Annotated in this window: 9 protein-coding genes; 1 reads left to right on the forward strand and 8 read right to left on the reverse strand. The window is 45.5% G+C overall.

What is annotated here, in order from left to right:
• Window positions 1-16 precede the first annotated feature (16 nt).
• Window positions 17-2,044, reverse strand: coding sequence for a beta-galactosidase (locus tag L6I86_RS00245; protein ID WP_236284350.1), 2,028 nt, complete (start codon window positions 2,042-2,044; stop codon window positions 17-19).
• Between the two features lie 120 nt (window positions 2,045-2,164).
• On the opposite strand from L6I86_RS00245, the gene L6I86_RS00250 reads away from it, so the two are divergent.
• Window positions 2,165-2,986, forward strand: coding sequence for an AraC family transcriptional regulator (locus L6I86_RS00250; protein WP_236283912.1), 822 nt, complete (start codon window positions 2,165-2,167; stop codon window positions 2,984-2,986).
• 61 nt (window positions 2,987-3,047) lie between these two features.
• Here the strand turns inward: L6I86_RS00250 and L6I86_RS00255 are convergent, their stop codons facing one another.
• From L6I86_RS00255 to L6I86_RS00285, 7 genes are all read right to left on the reverse strand, one after another.
• Window positions 3,048-6,113: a glycosyl hydrolase gene (locus L6I86_RS00255; RefSeq protein WP_236283913.1), complete on the reverse strand. Its 3,066-nt coding sequence runs from the start codon at window positions 6,111-6,113 to the stop codon at window positions 3,048-3,050.
• Between the two features lie 121 nt (window positions 6,114-6,234).
• Complete coding sequence (locus L6I86_RS00260) at window positions 6,235-8,448, reverse strand: AraC family transcriptional regulator (RefSeq protein WP_236283914.1); 2,214 nt, start codon at window positions 8,446-8,448, stop codon at window positions 6,235-6,237.
• A 206-nt stretch (window positions 8,449-8,654) separates the two neighbouring features.
• Window positions 8,655-11,072, reverse strand: a complete 2,418-nt coding sequence (locus tag L6I86_RS00265) for an alpha-L-rhamnosidase-related protein (RefSeq protein ID WP_236284351.1) — start codon at window positions 11,070-11,072, stop codon at window positions 8,655-8,657.
• Between the two features lie 30 nt (window positions 11,073-11,102).
• Window positions 11,103-12,596, reverse strand: coding sequence for a glycoside hydrolase family 28 protein (locus tag L6I86_RS00270; protein WP_236283915.1), 1,494 nt, complete (start codon window positions 12,594-12,596; stop codon window positions 11,103-11,105).
• Window positions 12,597-12,741: 145 nt separating this feature from the next.
• Window positions 12,742-16,305 carry a polysaccharide lyase 8 family protein gene (locus L6I86_RS00275; RefSeq protein ID WP_236283916.1) on the reverse strand — a complete coding sequence of 1,188 codons (3,564 nt, stop codon included), beginning with the start codon at window positions 16,303-16,305 and terminating at the stop codon, window positions 12,742-12,744.
• A 102-nt stretch (window positions 16,306-16,407) separates the two neighbouring features.
• Entirely contained in the window at window positions 16,408-18,081 is a 1,674-nt protein-coding gene (locus L6I86_RS00280; RefSeq protein WP_236283917.1) for an extracellular solute-binding protein, read from the reverse strand.
• A 124-nt stretch (window positions 18,082-18,205) separates the two neighbouring features.
• The gene (locus L6I86_RS00285) at window positions 18,206-19,081 is read right to left on the reverse strand and encodes a carbohydrate ABC transporter permease (RefSeq protein ID WP_236283918.1); all 876 of its coding nucleotides are present in this window, start codon (window positions 19,079-19,081) and stop codon (window positions 18,206-18,208) included.
• Between the last annotated feature and the right edge of the window lie 33 nt (window positions 19,082-19,114).

Genomic DNA, 19,114 nt, shown 5'->3' on the forward strand with positions numbered 1-19,114 from the left:
TACAAATAGAAAAGTTTTACTTTTCTATGATGAGGACTTGCTTGGCTGCTAGTGTGGCTTCCTGTTCAACGAAATCGCCGGAAATTAAATCCGTCCCTTTCAAGTCCCCAAGAGAAATCGTAGCAGCTTGATCATTATGATTCAAAATAAAGACGAATGACTCATTCTGCTCATTGGTTCTCGTAGAAACCTCAACGCCAGGCACAGGTGGGATTGGTGCAGTAATCCCTTTATCTTGGCACAAGTTGCCTAACAGACCTTGTAAAAATGCTGGTTCAGGACTGGAAGCTACGTACCATGCTTGACCTGCTCCATATTTATTTACAGTCAGCGCAGGCATCCCTTGATAGAAATCCTTGCCATACACAGCTTTTACTTCAGCTCCCTCAGCATGGATTAAATCACACAGGATACCGCATTGGTAGTTCCCATTAAGGCCGCCCCATTGCTCATTCAGCTGAATTCGGTTGCTCTGATCGGGGAATAACGCATCGATTTCTTCTGCCCAAATACCAAGAACAGTGCGCAGCTCACCTGGATATCCACCAAGGGTTACGCGATCATGCTCATTGACGATACCACTGAAGAATGTAGTCAGGAAGGTTCCTCCAGCATGAACGAATTGTTCCACGCGCTTCGCATATCCCTCTTTCACCATATAAAGTACAGGTGCAATGACAATATCATAGCCCGTGAGATCCGTATCCGTACCGATGAGATCAACTTGAATATTTTGCTGAAACAGAGCGTCATAATATTTATGGACTTCATCTACATACTTAAGGTCGATTGTCGGTCCACTTGAAAGTTCAATCGCCCAGCGGTTTTCCCAATCGAACACAATGGCAACACGTGCTTTCACTCTTGCGTCCAACACTTTATCTGATAAACGCTCCAGCTCATGCCCGAGCTCCGCGCACTCGCGGAATACCCGTGTATGCTCATGCCCAACATGCTCAATAACTGCGCCATGGAACTTCTCGCACGAACCTGCTGATCGGCGAAGCTGGAAGAAAAGAATGGTATCCGCGCCACGAGCAACCGCTTGATAGCTCCAGAGCTTCATAACACCAGGGCGTTTCAACGAGTTATACTTCTGCCAATTCTGTTGGCTTGGTGTTTGTTCCATCAGCATGAACGGTTGACCATCCTTTAATCCACGCATCAAGTCATGCGTCATGGATGTCAGACTGACCGGCGTATCCAAGGAAGGATAGTTGTCCCATGAAATCACATCCAAATAAGGCGCCCATTTGAAATAATCCAATGGCTTGTAAAGTCCCATTAAATTCGTTGTGATTGGCAGTTGTGGGGAATGGCGTCTGATCGCATTGTACTCCAACTTATAGCAATCTAGTAAACTATCCGACATGAATCGGCGATAATCTAAGGAAATAGATTGAAAGAACGAACGATCTCCAGGCTCTTCCTCGGAAAGGGCATTAGGCGGAACGATTTCTTCCCAATCGTAAAAAGTATGACCCCAGAACCCTGTATACCATGCTTTGTTTAACTGATCTAGCGTCGTATATCGTTCTTGCAGCCAGGTGCGGAATGCGTCGGCGCAATTATCACAATAGCAATACCCGCCATATTCATTCGATACGTGCCAGATCAGAACAGCTTCATGATTGTTATAGCGTTCAGCTAACTTCTCAGCAATTCGTTCTGAATAAGTACGGTAAGTTGGACTATTGGGACAAGAATTGTGTCTCTTCCCAAATTTATGTTTGCGTCCTTCAAAATCTACACGACAAACATCCGGATATTTCTTGGCCATCCAAGCAGGGTGAGCCCCTGTACTCGTAGCTAAGCATACATAAGTTCCATTCGCATGGAGACGATCAATGATGTCATCCAGCCAAGTGAAATCGTAGGTATCTTCATTGGGTTGTGATAGCGCCCACGAGAAAACATTGATCGTCGCCACATCAATTCCCGCAAGCTTAAACATGCGTAAATCCTCATCCATAACTTCTTTATCCCATTGTTCTGGATTGTAATCTCCACCGTACCAAATTTTTGGCAGCTTAGCATGTATCACGATTCGCACCTCTTCATGTATATTCATATAAGAATAAGTACATTATATTTGATTCATATTCATGTTAAAATATAATATAAATGCATTCCCATATAAGAAAATGGAACAGGATGATTCGTTGTGCATACCCGATTTCTACTAACCCCTAGTACAGCCCAGCCTTACCCTTTATTTATAGACAGCATTGGTCATCACGAAGATCAGGAGAAACTTAATCGTAAAGATGGCCTCCCTCACTATCATTGGCTGCAGACTTTTTCTGGTGAAGGCGAATATGAAATGGGCAATCGGAAAGTCCTTTTATCAAAAGGTTCCGGTGTCCTCATGCTGCCTGGTGAACCGCACGCTTATTATGCCGTTACGGATACCTGGTGCACACAGTACGTCACGTTCGGAGGCACTAGTGTGCATACGATCTTAAGCACATTAGATATGTTGGAATCCGCCGTCTTCCGTTGGGATGAGGAAGGTCCTTTAAACCTAGCTCTCACCCATATTTTGAACAAACTTCAGACGCAAGCTGATTATTCCGGCTATGATGCATCCGCGGATTTGTACCATTTCTTGATTCAGATTAAAAAGCACGCACAAATCAATAATCGCACCTCGATTACGAATCAGATGCTTCACCTTCAACCACTAACGGATTGGCTAGAAGATCACTATCCGAATCCGGATACCGGGATCGAACAGATGGCCGCAGTCCTAGCGATTACTCCACGACATTTGAATACGTTGTTTCAGCATGCTTTCGGGCTATCGCCTTATGCCTACCTCATCATGATGCGACTTCGCAAATCCAAGGAAATGCTGCTAACCGACAGACATCGAGCCATTAAAGAGATTGCTGTGCGTGTAGGGTTTCGGGATACGAGCCACTTTATTGCCAGCTTTCGCAAACAAATTGGCCTTACGCCGGAGCGATTTAGAGAGTTGAATTAAGCGGCTGGCCAGCAAAAAAACAGATCACAGGCAGATGATCCTCTGTCTATGATCTGTTTTTTTAGAGAGATGAAATCACAATACGCGGCGGGACTGGCAATCCGAACCTGACAAAAGTGTATCGGTCTACATACATCGAGACTCCCTGAGGTATCCCTTTGTCCGTCCAACCTGGTGTATGCGTGAAACTGGATGGGCCTACTTTGTAAATTTCACCATGGATATGATGATGTGGGCCAAGTAAGTTACGACAGCTATTCGTTAGCTCCATCTCGATGACATTCTCCCCAGTAACGAGGAATCGCCCAATGTCAGCCTCATACGGTTCCCATAAGAAGGTTCGAACTTCGTGTCCATTCAGCCACAGTTTGCTTACAGCAGCATGAGGCGGCTCTGGAAAGAACCATTTGGCAGCAGCGCCATCCTTCCAATTCACAACGATGTACTGGCGCAATCGAATCGTACCCGCGAAGAAAGGAAGTCCTTGCTGAACAAGTTCGCTCGCATGAACAACCTGAGGAATCTCCGTAAGGACAAAAGGCCCCTCCGTCTGAACCGCCCTTCGTTCGCCATACACATACCCAGAGCGGGATTCAACACCAAACTCACCCAGTAGATACATGCTCTCAATTTCGGTATCGAAAGTTAATTTATTGCCTTCTGATTCAAATTTCTTCGCATTCTCAATCGCTTGATACGTTTCCGGTGAATTATAGAAATGTCTGTTTAACCGAATGTGGTTTTCCCCGCTTTGCACATTGCCGCTGATAGCGACTTTGTGGAATGAACCGTCTCGCCATGTTCCGCAGCTCTCGGAGGAGACCTTACTACCGTTAACTTCTATGGCGAAAAGCTCAGGGCTTTCCATGACAATAAATAGCTCCCTGTTATATCCAGTTTCCCAGCCAACATCGAAAGGAAAGTCTAACTCGATATCAACAGATCGACCCAGTGCTAATAATTGTTCCTGAATAAGAATCACAGGCTGTAGTTCCGACCACTCGCCATCATCCACTCGTAATCGACACGTATCTAAGGTGAGGCTGTTCGGGGTGAGGGAGACCACGTCCCAATAGGAACTCAATATGGTTGTTTCTGTAGGTAGACTCTCACTCTTACTCTTATCCGACACTTGTTCAATAACCTTCGCAGGATGTCCATTTCGTGGCTCCAGCCGCAGCATATAGGATTGACCAGGATGCAGTGGCAGCTGAACCCGAGTGCCATCCGCCTTTGCGATCTGATCAAGGCATTCCTCATCGCCGCTTGTAAGATCAATTAAGGTCACATACCCTTTATGAAGCAACTCGATGTTAACCAGAGGATAATGCTCGTCCCCGGAATTGACGACATAATACAAACGAGATCCCTCAAGTTCCAAAGTTTGCACGTTAACTGTGTCTACTGCAATGGTAACTTCGCGCTCATCGGTCATCCGAATTGAAGGTGCACTGACCTTCGTAATGGCGTCCACCATGGCAGACGATGACCACTCCGGTTTGTTCGCATGCAGCAGTAACTCTGCAAGTTCACTGCCCGGCATACCTTCAACTAGCTGTGGATAGGGTGCGCAAGCAATTAACTGTCCGTCCTGCTGCACGAATTGTTTCAGCAACGTTAGTGTCGTTCGACTAATCGTCACACTTGGCGGCAGAACCACCACACGATAGGCTGCCTCGCCAATGATGAATTGGCCGTCCTTCACATGACCATGCCCCTCCATGATACTTTCACTGCCGTAATCATGCTCGATAAAGGCTTGGCACATCCAGCGGGACAGCTGGGCGAACGCCGCGTGGAACCGCGGAATGTCGGAGCGATCCTCTCCGCGCTGCAAGGTCCACGCACTGCGAATCGGGTGCAAGAGTAGCACTTCGACTTGTCTTGTCCCCTCTGACAGCAGCATCGACAATCTGGCAAAATAATCGTTGAAGCCCTTATATTTCTCCCACCACGGCTGTTGGACGAACAGGGATGGCGGATAATCCCGCTTCCGCAGTCCTTTCAGGCTATAGCTCTGCAAATGCTGGCAAATCATCGTAATGCCATGAACGAATTGCCACTCACCAATTCGCTTCAAATCCGCGAAGCTAATGTCCCAACCGGAACAGCCGAAGCTTTCGGTAATCGTTTGCTTTTTCCCAAGTTGATGAGCGACAGATCCGACCTGCTTCGGAACAATTGGCTCATCGCCAATAAAACGGCCGAGCCAATCACAACCTGGCATGTTCAAATGTTCATAGAACGCCATGGGATCTCCAACAGAGGTTACTTGAATCTGCAGCGCTTGTTCATCCACAACATGTCCCGTAAATGACCATCCTTTACTTTGACACCAATCACCGATTTGTTTCGCATACGCCTTCGTGAACATCGCTGTTACACATGCCCAGTAGTCGTATCTGGCTTTCGCAGTGCTTTCGACTTGTAGGAATAACGCTGGCAATACTTCCTTCAACTCATACCCATTTGCAGATCGAAATGCCGCTTCCAATTCAAAGGACCACGGTAATTGACCGCGAGCAAATTGAGGTTCGTCGGTAAAAAAACCTTGAATGACATCCCCGAACTCCTCTCCAAAGCGCTCCCAATACGCGTCATAGGCGGCTTCAATGAAGGCACCCACTGCTTGCTCACTTAAGGCATCTAAATAGTAGGGATTGACCTCATAATACAATCGAAGCTGTGCCTTTTCTGTATCCTCCTCCCCCAGTAGCTTATACCCGGTCTCTGTCTGCTCGTAGTACGCGATCGTATGTTGGGCAGGACTTTGAAAAGGCGCGTGTTCACAGAGCAGCTTCTTTTGCTGAAATGCCACGCCTTTGGCAGTCACCTTCCCATCAGCGAAGCCGCTAGGCCACCCATTTTCATCATACAGCCATGGCGACATGCCTAATTCTTTGCCTTTTACGATACAGGCGCGAATCGCATCCATCCACTCCTCCCCCATGTAGGGGGTTTGAAGTCCGCCTCTCGCATGCATGAAAAAGCCGCCAATCCCCGCTTTATGCATCTCTTCAATTTGCCGTTCCAATTCAGCAATCTCTAATTTATCATTCCATGACCAAAAAGGGATCGTCCGATACTCATTAGGCGGATGAAGCAATTGTTCCCATATATGTGACATAAAAACCTCCGAAAGTAGTTGTAGATAAAAGGCAACATCGCGTCACTTTTCACTCACTTTACCTACTTCGGAGGTTCTCTTCAATCTACAATTTTTTGCCCAGTTAACATGCAGGTCGATCTTATTGGTGAACCTTCCGATAATCCCCAGGCGTTGTGCCAATCATTTTCTTAAAAGCGCGAATGAAAGACATCTGATGTAAATATCCTACACGTTCTGAAATTTCTTGGATAGGCAGAGGTGTCGTTCTTAGCAATTCTTTGGCATGCTCCATCCGTATTTGGCAGAGATAGACGACGAACTTCTCACCGAAATCCTCTTTAAAAATGGTGCTTAGGCTAGACGAATTCATATTAAATTGTTCGCTTAGGCTCGATAAAGACAGATCGGGATCACTAAAATTGGCCTCGATGTAGTCCCTTACTTTTTGCACCACACCGTGATTGCCCTTGCTGACCCGAATTTCTTCCATTTGCTGTGCACAGGACGTAATGGTTACCAGATAAAAAGATTCCAGCTCATCCAACGTTTCAAGTGTCTCCATATTCTCATCCCACGGTGTGCGGAACTCCCGATTCCATAGTTCTTGATACTCTGGAGGCAGCTCCATCATTTCCCGATAGAAATAATAGTTCATGTAACTAAGAATGCCGCTGATCTCCTCTTTGGGGAGCAAAAGCCGACGTAAACCCTCAAATAGCAGCTTCAGCTGCTCCTGCCACCCATCGTTACCAACACGGAAAGCTTGAGCAATCGTCCGTACATACTGCAGATAAACGTATAGATCATCATGCGACAAGAGCTCGATTTCCCAATGGCCGATCACCCGATTGCTGCCAAGCGCAGACTTATAGTCCAGCGCCCTCGCCGATGATTCATAGGACCGATGTATCGCTTGAACTTCATGTACCGTACAGCCCAATCCGAATGTCACCGTCAGCTTCAAATTGTTCTGCATCCATTGACGTACTTGATCTGTCAGCGTCAGCATCATCGTCTCCAGTGGAATCTCTTGCTGCTCTTCAAGAAAAATGATACACAACCGATGATTCGTGACCCATTCCTGCCAAATGCGCAGACCACAGGCTTCTGCTGATTCGTCCACTACTTTTTTCAATATATACTTAAAAAGCCCCTGATCCTCACGGGAATGCCCACTAATAAACTCCGTATATTTATCAATTTCAGCGATGCTGACAGCGGCACTCCCCAATTGCTTCATGCCAAGTTCCATCAACTCATTGTTCCAATCTGCCTGCTCTAACGGGCGACTTCCATCAATAATCTCGTGGAATAATTGGATACGTCGATACTTCTGATTCACGAGACTCTGATTCTGATACTCCTGACTCACCTCAATGATGTTGCTTAACGTGTAATCAATATAACTTAGCTCATCGACCGTCGGTCCTTGTATCGGATGTTCTTTGTGCACCTGATTGTATTTCTCAATTCGTGACATAATCGTTTCAATTGGCTTATAGTTTTTACGGGTAATATACACAATCCAGCCTATCGCTAGCAGCAGACCTAAGAACCCTACAATAAACCAACCGCTCTTCATATAGTTAAAAATATTACCCAGCTCTTCCTTCTTAAGCGAGCTCGTATAGGTCCAACCTGTATAGTTGGATATGATCGTAATATCATCAACCTTCGGATCCTTGCCTTTTTGTTCAAAAATCATCTGCCCTTGACTATCTTTGAGCGCAATTTGATTCACTTCAGATATGCCATATTTACTTAGAAACTCTTGGATTGCGTTAACTTTCACATTAACAACCATGATAGCGATCCCTTTACTTTGCAGGGGAACACTTCTGGACAAGGAAATGACTGTGCCTTCCAGATTCCCATCTTTAAGCATCCGATAAGGACGGGGCAAACTCCAGCTAGCTAGTTCAGGATTATTTATATGACTTTCAATGAATGGTTTATCTGCAAATTGATCGACATTCAGCTTTGTTTTATCACTAATAACCGTTGCATCACCTGCCCGATACAAATAGACAGAATCAATCCATGGATTAGTAGATGTTAGGCTCTGAAGCAGCCGGGAAAGTTCGATGAAAAAGTTAGTATCACTTTGCATCCCAGCGAACGTCGTTATGTTAATATTACGAGTTATTGTTTCTAACATCATCAATTCAATGGAGTTCAACGACATGTCGATGCTGTTCTGGATATTTTGGACATACACGCCACTGGATTTCAGGGCTTCTTTGCGGGACAAATCATTGAGCTGTACGACTCCAATAAATACGAATAAACAAACGATCAGGATTACTACAGGAACATAGGAAAGTAGCAAGCGACGGAACCAATTTCTTCTCAAGTTGGGCTCTCTCCTTCATGATAAAAGGGTATTTATCCTACCATTCTATCCTTGAACGGATGGCGGAGCAATATACAACCTTTCGCGGAGTTAACATGTGGTTGTTTGGAGATCTCCCTAAGTCGATTTTTTCGACTTAGGGGGCCTCTAAACAAAGCAAAAAAGCCCCTGCAGCATAGAATCTACAAGAGGCACTCAATTAAACATCAGGATAACGCTGGAAATTCAAATTCATTCTGCCCTTCATGCAAGGAATAGCTCTCATTGCCCCAAACCAAACTACCAGGCAAACCATGAGGGAGTGTAACTTCGACGTGCCATTGGCTGCCCCGACACGCCACGTTCACTTCAATAAATCCATTCGGATGCGGGAGCTTACCGTGCAGACTCGTTAAAGATCCTAGCTGCGGACGAATCACGACCGAAGCAAAACCCATCGATGCCGGACGGATGCCAAGCAAGTTGGTGTAGAGAAGGTAGACCGGATGAGCCCCCCAAGCATGACAATCCGAACGCGTCGAATCCAAGAAAATTTCTGGCGTCGTCTTAAGACCAGTTGCCTTCATGCCGAACCAAGGCTCGAGTCTATCCAGCAGCGCTTCCATTTGATTGGCAGACGCTAACACATCGAACGTATAGTGATCAAAATATACGCTAGTGCGCATCAAATCATTGGCCGTCTTCATTATTCCAGGTACAAGGCGACGGTTTAATTCAGGCGAAATCGACTCGCATAATAAGGAAAGAACCTGTGCATGCTCGGAATAATACTGATGGCCAGTATCGTCCGCAAACAGCCCTCTCTCCTCATTCCAGAACAACTGCTCGACCACGCTACCCAGTTCTTTTGCCAGCCGTCTGGCTCGTGATTCCAGCTCTTTTTCACCTAAGAAGGCTTCAAGCTTGGCGACCAGCTCCAACGTATGAATCATTTGCAGATTGTAGGCTGCATTCAATCGATCTGCTCCATGCGGCGGGGTACCAGAACTCCATGCATCGGAAGGCGCAGTCTGCCAGTCCATGAAGTTCCATGAAATAGGCAGCTTTACCGCTCCATTCGATGAACGATTGAGCAATAACCGATCCATCTCATCGCGAACGCTGCTCATCATGAAACGAATCCATTCCCGATCCCCTCTCCACAAGGCATAATCGTAGACCATCGCTACCCACCACAAGGAGAAGGAGGAAATATGTTTACCGCTTTGGTCCGGATAAGCACAGTTCACAAGTCCAAGATGGTTGTTGCGTGAAGCTCGGAACATGTCCAGTGCTTTACGCGGTAATCGAGCGTCGAGCGTGCTCACGTAGGTAACAAGCGACTGAATGCGTGTATCCCCCACATACATCAGCTGCTCCCAATAGGGGCAATCCATGTATGTTTCGTGTGCACACATTTGCAAAGTCCTAAATGACGTACGAACGACTTGATTTAGACGTTCATCACTACACTGTATTGAGCCTTCCATCTCTAAGGGATATCTCGTTTCCAGCAATCTAAACGCATCAATGTCCAGCGCCTCACTACCCGTTTCCACGATCAACTCGCAATAACGTCCCGCATGCCACCACAACGTATCGAAACTTCGGCTGGGCCCGCCATCTGGACGAAACGTATCGCCGTGACCTCTAAACCATTTACCCGCAATTTCATTCCTATTCGTCTTGCGTCCGCCATCCGCTTCATCATAGAAGGACTCCTCCCAATGGAGTCGAATGACAGAACCTTTTCCTCCTGAAACGATAAGCGCAGGATAGAAACAATAATAATCACCTAGATCGATAATGACTCGTCTACAAGTATTCGCAGGAATGTGAATCTGTTGTCCGGTAAGTAAACTATTCCAACGCTCATGCTCCTCTATTAAATCGCGACTAGAAACGATGGGATATCCATCTGACTCCACAATTCCAGCTTGCTCAACAAAATGTACTGCCATCGTCGTCACGCGAACTTCTTGCATCGGTGGCAATGTAGCTGGGCGCATAAGTCGTTGTACCGACGAAAAGTGATAATTGTCCTTCGCATGATAGACATTATCTAAGGGTTGTACTGGAAGCCAATCGTCACCTACACCTAACAGGGCATCCCAATCCATGGATGCGCCGTCAATGTCCAGCTTGGCACCGGTACCGATGCTGGAAGGCAGCGGGATAAAACGATAGGCCAGCATCGGCTTTGCTTCCCACTGAGCAACGCCAGTCCCCATTAGAGGCGCGAGCGATTCATCATCTGGACTCAAAAGGAAACCTGGCTGTACGCTGACTTGTGCCCATGGCTTGTGTTCGCCAATTGCCCAACAGCGCGCAATCCATTGATGTTCTCCTGCGGCTAGTTCGACCTCATACGTCTCATAGAACCAATTGCTGCGGTCTCCACGTTCGCTGCCTCGGCCGATCCTTGCATGATCCAGAAACAGCTCATACCTTTCATCTCCAGAGACGTGTACCCTTAGACGAATAGCTTCACTTAAAGTAAACTTGCAGCGGTAAACAATCACATAGGGAGGTTTAGCCACCTCACTATATGTCACCCAACGACATGGCCAACCTGAAGCCTGTTCCCACGGTTTAAGGGATTGATTTCTCTTGATATCTTGATTATAAGGTAAGTCAGTGAGCACTACGCGCAATCAGAGCACCTTCTTCATGTATTATCGGATATTATTCACAACGTATAGTTCGGTATTGCGGATATTCATCTCTTCCAACGTAGCTGCAGGCTTCGTGCTGCCCATCATATAGATCTGCTCAAAGGTAACCCCTTCAATCAGGAAAGGATCTGTTCCACGCAGCATAGATGGGAGTCGGCCTTGATCGCGTACGTTTATATTTTTAAAAAGCACCTGGGTAACGGGTCCAATCCCTCTTCCACTGTCTTCGATTTCTACATGCAGCCAAAAAGGTCCATTTCTTGTATGGATGACTTGCTCAATATCAATGTTCTCGAAGGTGATATGCTCCGCGGTAGCCTTACCAAAGCGGTGATGAATCGCTAGAGCACGGCTGGCTTGATAGACGTAACTATTGGTAAAAGCGACATTCCGTTGCACTTGTTCTACCCCCATCCCTACTTTAAAAGCCGCACAGCAGGTCCATGCTATACAATCATCGAACGTCACATTCTCAAGCACTTGCGGCGAGCCCGGCCAATTTTGGGCGATATCCGTTGATTCATTCCAGGTCTTGGTGGAGAACGGGTCATCCTCCGAAATGGCGATTGTATGTGTGACAAGCACATTCTGTGACTCTACAATATCTATGGCATCATCCTCATAGTCAACCAACGATTGGAAGCCCTTGTAGTTCGTAATCTTCACATGATTGGAACGTGTAGGGATAAGAGCCCAAAGACCGGCATCTCGACCAATAATTCCATCAATCGTAAAATTTGAGGTCAGTATAGGCACAATTAAATTGCTAACAAAGCTTTGATTCGCTCTCAACCAGGAACCATTCCCATCAATCGTCCCTCTACCAGTAATCGTAATATTAGTGGAATTAGGTTCTGTTTGGATGAGCCAGGTTCCATCATAATTTAGACTATCTTTATGAAAATCGACCGTGTAATCCTCTTTATGATCGGTTGCCCTAAGTACAGCTCCACCTTGTAGATATAGGGTAACATGGCTTTTAAGAACTAGATTGCCGATCAGGAAGACACCTTCAGGAACATAAACAACGCCCCCACCAGTTGAGCTCGCATCATTGATTGCCTCTTGAATCGCTGAAGTTGCCACAGTTTCCCCCGTGAGATCAGCGCCATAATTAGTAACTACATGATAGATGCCATGGCCAGATGCAGGTGGAACGCTCACTTCAAGTGGATCTGCGATGAGGACGAGCTCCTTCAAATTGTTGATTTTCACAATGAGATATCGGGACTCTTGGAGGTCGAAGGTAAGCTGATTGCCCACTAGCGTTCCTTGGATCTTAAATGCTAACGGACTTATCGAATACGAATGGATCGGCTCGCTCACCGTGATGTTTATGGTCGTTGATCCTGAAAAAGAGAAATGAGCGTAATCATAATCACGATCCGTCAGAAAAGAGATCACCGGTATTTCGGTGTTATCAGCTTTTACCGAGAAATACGATGATTCCGCATAAATGGATGGTACGGTGTAGGTCTCTATCGTTGCAGGCATACTAATCCTCCTAAGCTTCTTAGCTAACAGGTTTAACATACCGATTTTGCTAAGTCCCATCAATCTACATTTCTTTGTTGAATTAACATACGAAAGAAAACAAAGAAACCTGAGACTTTGAGAACTCAGGCTTCTTTGCTTTCAGTTACGGATTATAACTCACCTTCGCATCATCTACGCTCATCGAGCTGGCGTTACCGCCGATTGCTGAGCCCAGCCTGTCAACCTTGGTCAATCCAGTATAACGATAGTTCCACTGTGAGCCTCGCAGCTCGCCATTCACATAGACATCAAACTTTTTCGTTGATGTGTTGATAATCACCTTTAGACGGTATGGTTCTCCGCTTGTAATTGAGGTTTGTACGTTCGTTTGGGTACCACCGTTGTAGCCCCAGATTCTGCCGTTCTGCATAATGAGATGGACAGCACTGTTGTTCGAAGTAAGACTGCTGTCAGCGATGACTAAGGCATTTTTCCAGTTATTGTCATCAGCGGTTACGGTCGCTTCTGCGATAACCGTGCTACCTGCCGGTGCAGTAAACGAATGATACGCCTCGGCTTTGCCGCTAGTGGACGTTGTTGTCAATTGGACGGATTTATTCGACCCGCTCACTGTCTGTACCATACCCGTGTTCCCCGTGACACCGCCGTTATCGAATACCCAACCACCTTGCCCATTCAGATTACCGAGCGTCATGCCGTTAAAGTTCTCATCAATTAAGCTAGTTAAAGTAAGCGGTGCATACGATACTTTCACATCGTCCACGCTCATCGAGCTGGCGTTACCAGCGATGGAGGCAGAGACCTTGTCGAGCGTGGTCAAACCCGTGAAGCGATAATTCCAGCCCGAGGCGAGCAGCGCATCATTGACGTAGACATCGTATTTTTTCGTTGACGCATTGATCACAACCTTCAGACGATACGGCTGACCATTCGTGATCCCTGTTAAAACATCCGTTTTGATGCTGCCGTTATAGCCCCAGATTTTGCCGCTTTGCATAACCAATTGAGCCGCTACGTTATTGGCAGTTAAGCTGTTGTCGGCTATGATTAAAGCATTTTTCCAATTGCTGTCATCAGCCGTTACCGTAGCTTCCGCTGTGATGTAGCCACCTTGAGGCGCATTAAATAGACGATAAGCTTCGGCACTTCCGCTTGTTGAAGCTGTCGTTACTTTCAACGATTTATCCTCAGTAGAACCGATCTCCTTCTGAACAACAACAGTATTCGCAGCCACGCCTGCGTTATTGAAAATCCAGCCATTTTGCCCGGTCAGCGTGCCAGGCAGCATGTCGTCAAAATCTTCATTCACCGTATAGCCGGCAATCGGGACACCAGTAGGCGTTGCAAAAAACGCCTTAATGCTCTTGCCGCCAGCACCGTTCACATTGACGGTAAGGGTAGTCGTACCACCGCTCGTGCTGGTTGTTATCCGTGAATCCTTATAAGCCACTGGCCCCAGAGGTTGCGTAAGCGTAATTTGAATAGTACCCGTATTGGACAATGTTGGATCAGACACGGAAACTTCGGTTCCATTCTCGGTCGTGCGGACCATGACGGACGCCTTTTTGTTGCTGGTGACTCCGCTAACGGTTTTAACCGAATCATTCCAGTAGTTAATACCTAGTATGCCAAGTGCATTTTCTTGCACAGCTTGTGCAGCGGTTGAATTCTCAATCACAGTAATGTCCGGATTTGCTGCATACGTATCCAACTGCCCGCTGGACATACCTGGTAACAGCACATAAGCGTACCCTGCATTCGTCGGATTCGAGCCGTGATCAAACCATAGATTCATGTAGTTGCGTGTATAGTTCGTAAAGTATTCCGCACCTGTATAGTACTGGTTAATGCTTGACCATTGTGCTGTACGTGCCTCGCGCAATCCCTTTAATGTCGTTGCTGTTGGGAAATAGTAACCGATGTCGGAATCTGCCACATTCCCGGCCAAATGAATTCGATTCACACTAGTCATCGTCTCATTCCACCCAAGCGCAGCAGATTTCGCAGCACCGTTTACAGTAAGCGCATTGTTACCGCTGCTGTTAAGCTTCCGGTTCTCAACAATGGTTTCAGCAACCTTGTTGTCTGTAGAGGTGATACCAGCCCCCAAACTCACAATCTCATCATCAAACATGAACCATGATTTCTTTGCTGTCAGCGTAGCGGCATTAGCCGTGTACTGCATCCCTGTGATCCCGTATTGTCCCGATATTTCTGTGCCTCCAACCCAGCTATTCGGATTTTTGGCATTGGCTGTTGCCGTCGTGTTCTGATTAACTGTTGTGCCCGGCAAACGATAGCTGTTTACGGTAGGCCAGTAAGAATCCTTATACTGGGTCAAATCAGAATTATAGAGATAGGTCATCCCGTCTCCGGTATGCCAGCCCTTTAAATTCTCATTATTAACAATTTCAAAATTTCCGATTTTATTCGATGACATACTGATGCCAAATGCGAATCCCGGTCTATGATGGATAGTTCTAGCCATGTTGGGGTATTGTTTGTTCATGATAAGCGCATCTCTCGTGGTAACGGATGGATCACTCATGATTTGTTTCGCTTGCACGATGGAGCTAATCATAACCAAATCTGCATATTTGGTAGGAGACGTAGCGTCTGTCATCCACTTTTTAACCATCGATTTATACGCTGCACGATCATCGGCGGATGGTGCTGACAAAGCCATCCTGGCCACAGAAGCACCAAGCGCTCCCATTGACGTTAACCCATTATCATCGCTGGCTAATCTTGCAATGTTTCTTCCTCTGACCATATCAGCCATGGAGGTGTTATAAAATAAAGGCTCAAAGGCATTATAAATCCATTGATAGATGTTATTCACATCCGGATCCGTTATATCCCAAGTAGACCCTGCAACTACGTACATCACCTTGGTTAAATTGTCGAGCAAACTTATGCCATATCCGCCATTGTAAGGAATAAGTGCAGTATGTTGAAGAAACGAACCGTCGCTATACATGCCTTCACCGGAAGTCACATAATCAAATACCGAACTAAGCTGGTCTCTTCCCTCAATGATTTTTGCACTGTTCTTAACAATAATCCCGCTTGTTATTTTAATGTTACAAGCCCATACACGATTGGCTCCAGTCAGACCAGCTCCCCAAGTAAGCGCTTGATAGTCGATAACAGCGTGCCAATTCGTAATCTGTGTTGAGGTTAAACTGGAATAAATCCAAGTTGTTATGTTGTTGATGCTGAGTGGTGAAGAGATTTGCCAATCAAACCAATTGTCATAGCCTCTAAACGGTACACTAGTGTTATATCTGTTCGTGTACATCCAATCCATGGCACTTTTAATATCTGCAAGCAAAGTTGCGTTGTTCTGAAGCGTTGAACCTCTAGTTACATAAGCTAGCGTCATCGCTTCTAAACGTTGGTAGCTTCCTGAAACATGCTCCGATTCCGTTGTTGTTGCCATATCACTCCAAAGGTAAGTTCTTCCTGCAGCCTTATTCATCGTATCCCAGTTCGTCTGAGCAAGCGTCGTAATATTGGTAATCTTGCCGCTAATGTCTGGATCAGCCGGATCGAATGTCGGACCTCCAGTGGTAAAATCAAAAATCTTTGCTCGTAACGTGTCATACTCATCTGCCGCATAGGCAGAGTTCATTGGCAGTGCATTTAAGGTAACCATCATAACTAGAACCAATAAAAGCGCTTTCAACAAACGAAATTTAATCATTAATAATCCCCTTTCTGTTATGGAAAAAAATGCTTCCTTCCCGAACAACTTTACTGCAGGAAGGAAGCGCATGATGAACTACTTAGTTGAATTACCTATTACTTATTTCGTCAACAATTTATAGTAATCTTTCGTGTAAATAACGTCTTTTTTGTTATCCGTATATGCCTTAGTTAAGAAGTCATCGACTTTCTTACCGCCACCTTTTTCCCAAGCATCTTGTGCATCTTTCATCGCTTGATCAACGGTATAACCTGTTCCACCAACAACTGCTTTTGTATAAATGTTGATCAGTGTGTTTTTCAATGTGTTCTTAACAACAGTCAAATCATCTGGCAATGTAACTGGCAATACGACCTCGGAAGTTGTTGGACGCTCTGGTGAGATGTATGCATCTCTACCTTGCTTGATCAAGTCGATATACGCTTTATCATTCGGCTTGGAAGGATCTAGTGTGTTTGTGTAATCCACACATTTGCCCATTGTGCCTGTTTGAGACATCATTTGGAAATCGCCGTTCCAATTTAGTTCTTTCTTGTTTTTCTCTGCATCAATTGGTTTCGGACAGCCATCTACCATTTTGTAGTGAACGCCTTCCATACCGAACATCAACGTCTTTTGAATATCTGGGTTCATTAACCAATCCACGTATTGAACAACAGCTTCTACGTTTTTCGCAGTTGCATTAATAGCGGACGTAAATTGCATAGGTACTGCACCTGCAGGTGAGAATTGACCGATTTCGGACTTAGGAAGCGGTAGAATGGTTACTTTCGCATCTGGATTATTTTTCATTAGTGTCGTGTAGACATCGAAGCCTTTAGCCCCTTCTAACACATCAGAACCGTAAATACCAAGCTTACCGTTTACCCAATCTTGCTGTGCTTTGGCACCATTCTTATCAGTGAACGTATCTTTATCTACAGTGCCAGCATCATAAAGCGCTTTTCTAAATGCTAAATCTGCTTTTGGACGATCCCATGTACGTACATATTGGTCATTAACTAGGTGATAGGACGTTACCATTGGCAATGTTTCATCACTTGCTTGACCTAATTGGTAGAAATAGTCTACATCATAAAATGTTGAACCGAGTGTATCCTTTTTACCATTACCGTCTGGATCTTGCTCTGTGAACGCTTTAGCAACTTTCAGATATTCTTCCGTTGTTTTTGGCATTGGAAGCTTCAATTTATCCAACCAATCTTGACGAATCATGATGTAGTGGTTGGCTGCAAATGGAAGCGTACGCCCCATAAAGTACGTTTTACCATTAAATCTCGTTAATTTTTGTAGGGACTCATTGCCAGCAATCATCTTTTTGTAGTTCGTGGAATACTTCGAAATCGCATCATCAATCGGGATGATTTGCCCTTTGGATGCCAAATCCTTCATATAAGGATTGGAGAATTCCATGATCAAGTCAGGAGCTTGACCTGAAGCGAACAATACGTTCCACTTCTCTGAAGAGTTTGTACGTGGAACTGGGATAAACTCAACTTGCACAGGGGCATTCTCGTTGATCCATTTCGTCCAACGGTTGTTCGTAATCGTGCCTTCACCTTCAGGAACATTGTTACGATCATAGATGGAAACTGTAATTTTCGGTTTCGGTCCAGCAGGTTTTGCACTTGCCGCAGCTGTGCTTGCAGCGCTCGGAGACGTTGTTGCACTATCTGTTTTCTTATCGGATGCACAAGCTGTAAGTATTGCTGTGCTTGAGAGTACTAGAGCTAAAGATACGGACGTTGCTTTCATTTTGCTGATTTTCTTCATATGAATACTTCACCCCTCATGATATGTACGTGCAATTTTTAGATAACCCCAATATTTTCATATCCATGTACAACTAAGCCTACCATGTTTAGTGCTCCACATCACCCCTTTCAAAGAATTACCATTAACCTTTCACAGCGCCAATCAAGACACCTTTCACGAAAAACCGTTGCAAGAAAGGATATACGATCAACATCGGTACTGTTATCACGATAACACCTGCTGCTTTCACACCTTCCGGTGTAATCAATGCAGCTGCCTCTGGCTGTGTATTCGTCAACTCCTGTACCAGGGTTTGATTCTGAATCATTTGTTGGACGAGTACCGCCAAATTCAACTTGCTGGAATCATTGATGAAGATCAAGACATTCAGAAAGGCGTTCCAGTGTGCAACCCCATAGAACAGAGTTAGCGCAGCTAGAACCGGCAATGACAAGGGCAATACGATCTGAACAATCAAGCGCCACTCGGAGCAGCCATCAATTCGTGAAGCCTCTTCCAACTCTTCCGGCAATCCTTCGAAAAATGTTCTCAAAACCAAGAGATTGTACACCGCGATCAAGCCTGGCAGCCATAAAGCGCCGTAACTATTAAGGAGTCCTAATTTTTGAACTAGAAGATATGTAGGAATTAGACCCGCTGAGAAGATCAATGTGAAAACAATCGCGAAAGAATAGAACTTGCGTCCGATAAAATAGCGTTTAGATAATGGGTAGGCTGCCAGGATGGTGAACACAATGTTCAAGCAAGTTCCTACCACCGTAATAATTACACTATTTTTAAAATCCGTGATGATCGGGCTTTCCTTAAACAACGCTTTATAGCCATCAAAGCTCAGATTGACAGGCCAGAAACTTACCGTTCCTGACATTAACGCATGCTTATCACTGAGCGACAAAGCTAATACATGCACGATCGGCAACAAACAGCTGAGACCAATGATAAATAGAAAAATATTATTGAGGGTATAAAACACCTTTTCTCCTCGAGTATGTTTCATAAGGTTCTCCTTCTTCAGGTATTCAGTGCGCTG

It is taken from the genome of Paenibacillus allorhizoplanae, from assembly GCF_927798215.1.
In the GTDB taxonomy this organism is placed as follows: Bacteria; Bacillota; Bacilli; order Paenibacillales; family NBRC-103111; genus Paenibacillus_E; species Paenibacillus_E allorhizoplanae.

What these genes read in the sequence shown, in the direction of transcription:
- L6I86_RS00255 (WP_236283913.1), bottom strand. Translation starts at nt 6,113, where the DNA reads ATGTCACATATATGGGAACAATTGCTTCATCCGCCTAATGAGTATCGG.
- L6I86_RS00270 (WP_236283915.1), bottom strand. Translation starts at nt 12,596, where the DNA reads ATGCCTGCAACGATAGAGACCTACACCGTACCATCCATTTATGCGGAA.
- L6I86_RS00275 (WP_236283916.1), bottom strand. Translation starts at nt 16,305, where the DNA reads ATGATTAAATTTCGTTTGTTGAAAGCGCTTTTATTGGTTCTAGTTATG.
- L6I86_RS00280 (WP_236283917.1), bottom strand. Translation starts at nt 18,081, where the DNA reads ATGAAGAAAATCAGCAAAATGAAAGCAACGTCCGTATCTTTAGCTCTA.
- L6I86_RS00285 (WP_236283918.1), bottom strand. Translation starts at nt 19,081, where the DNA reads ATGAAACATACTCGAGGAGAAAAGGTGTTTTATACCCTCAATAATATT.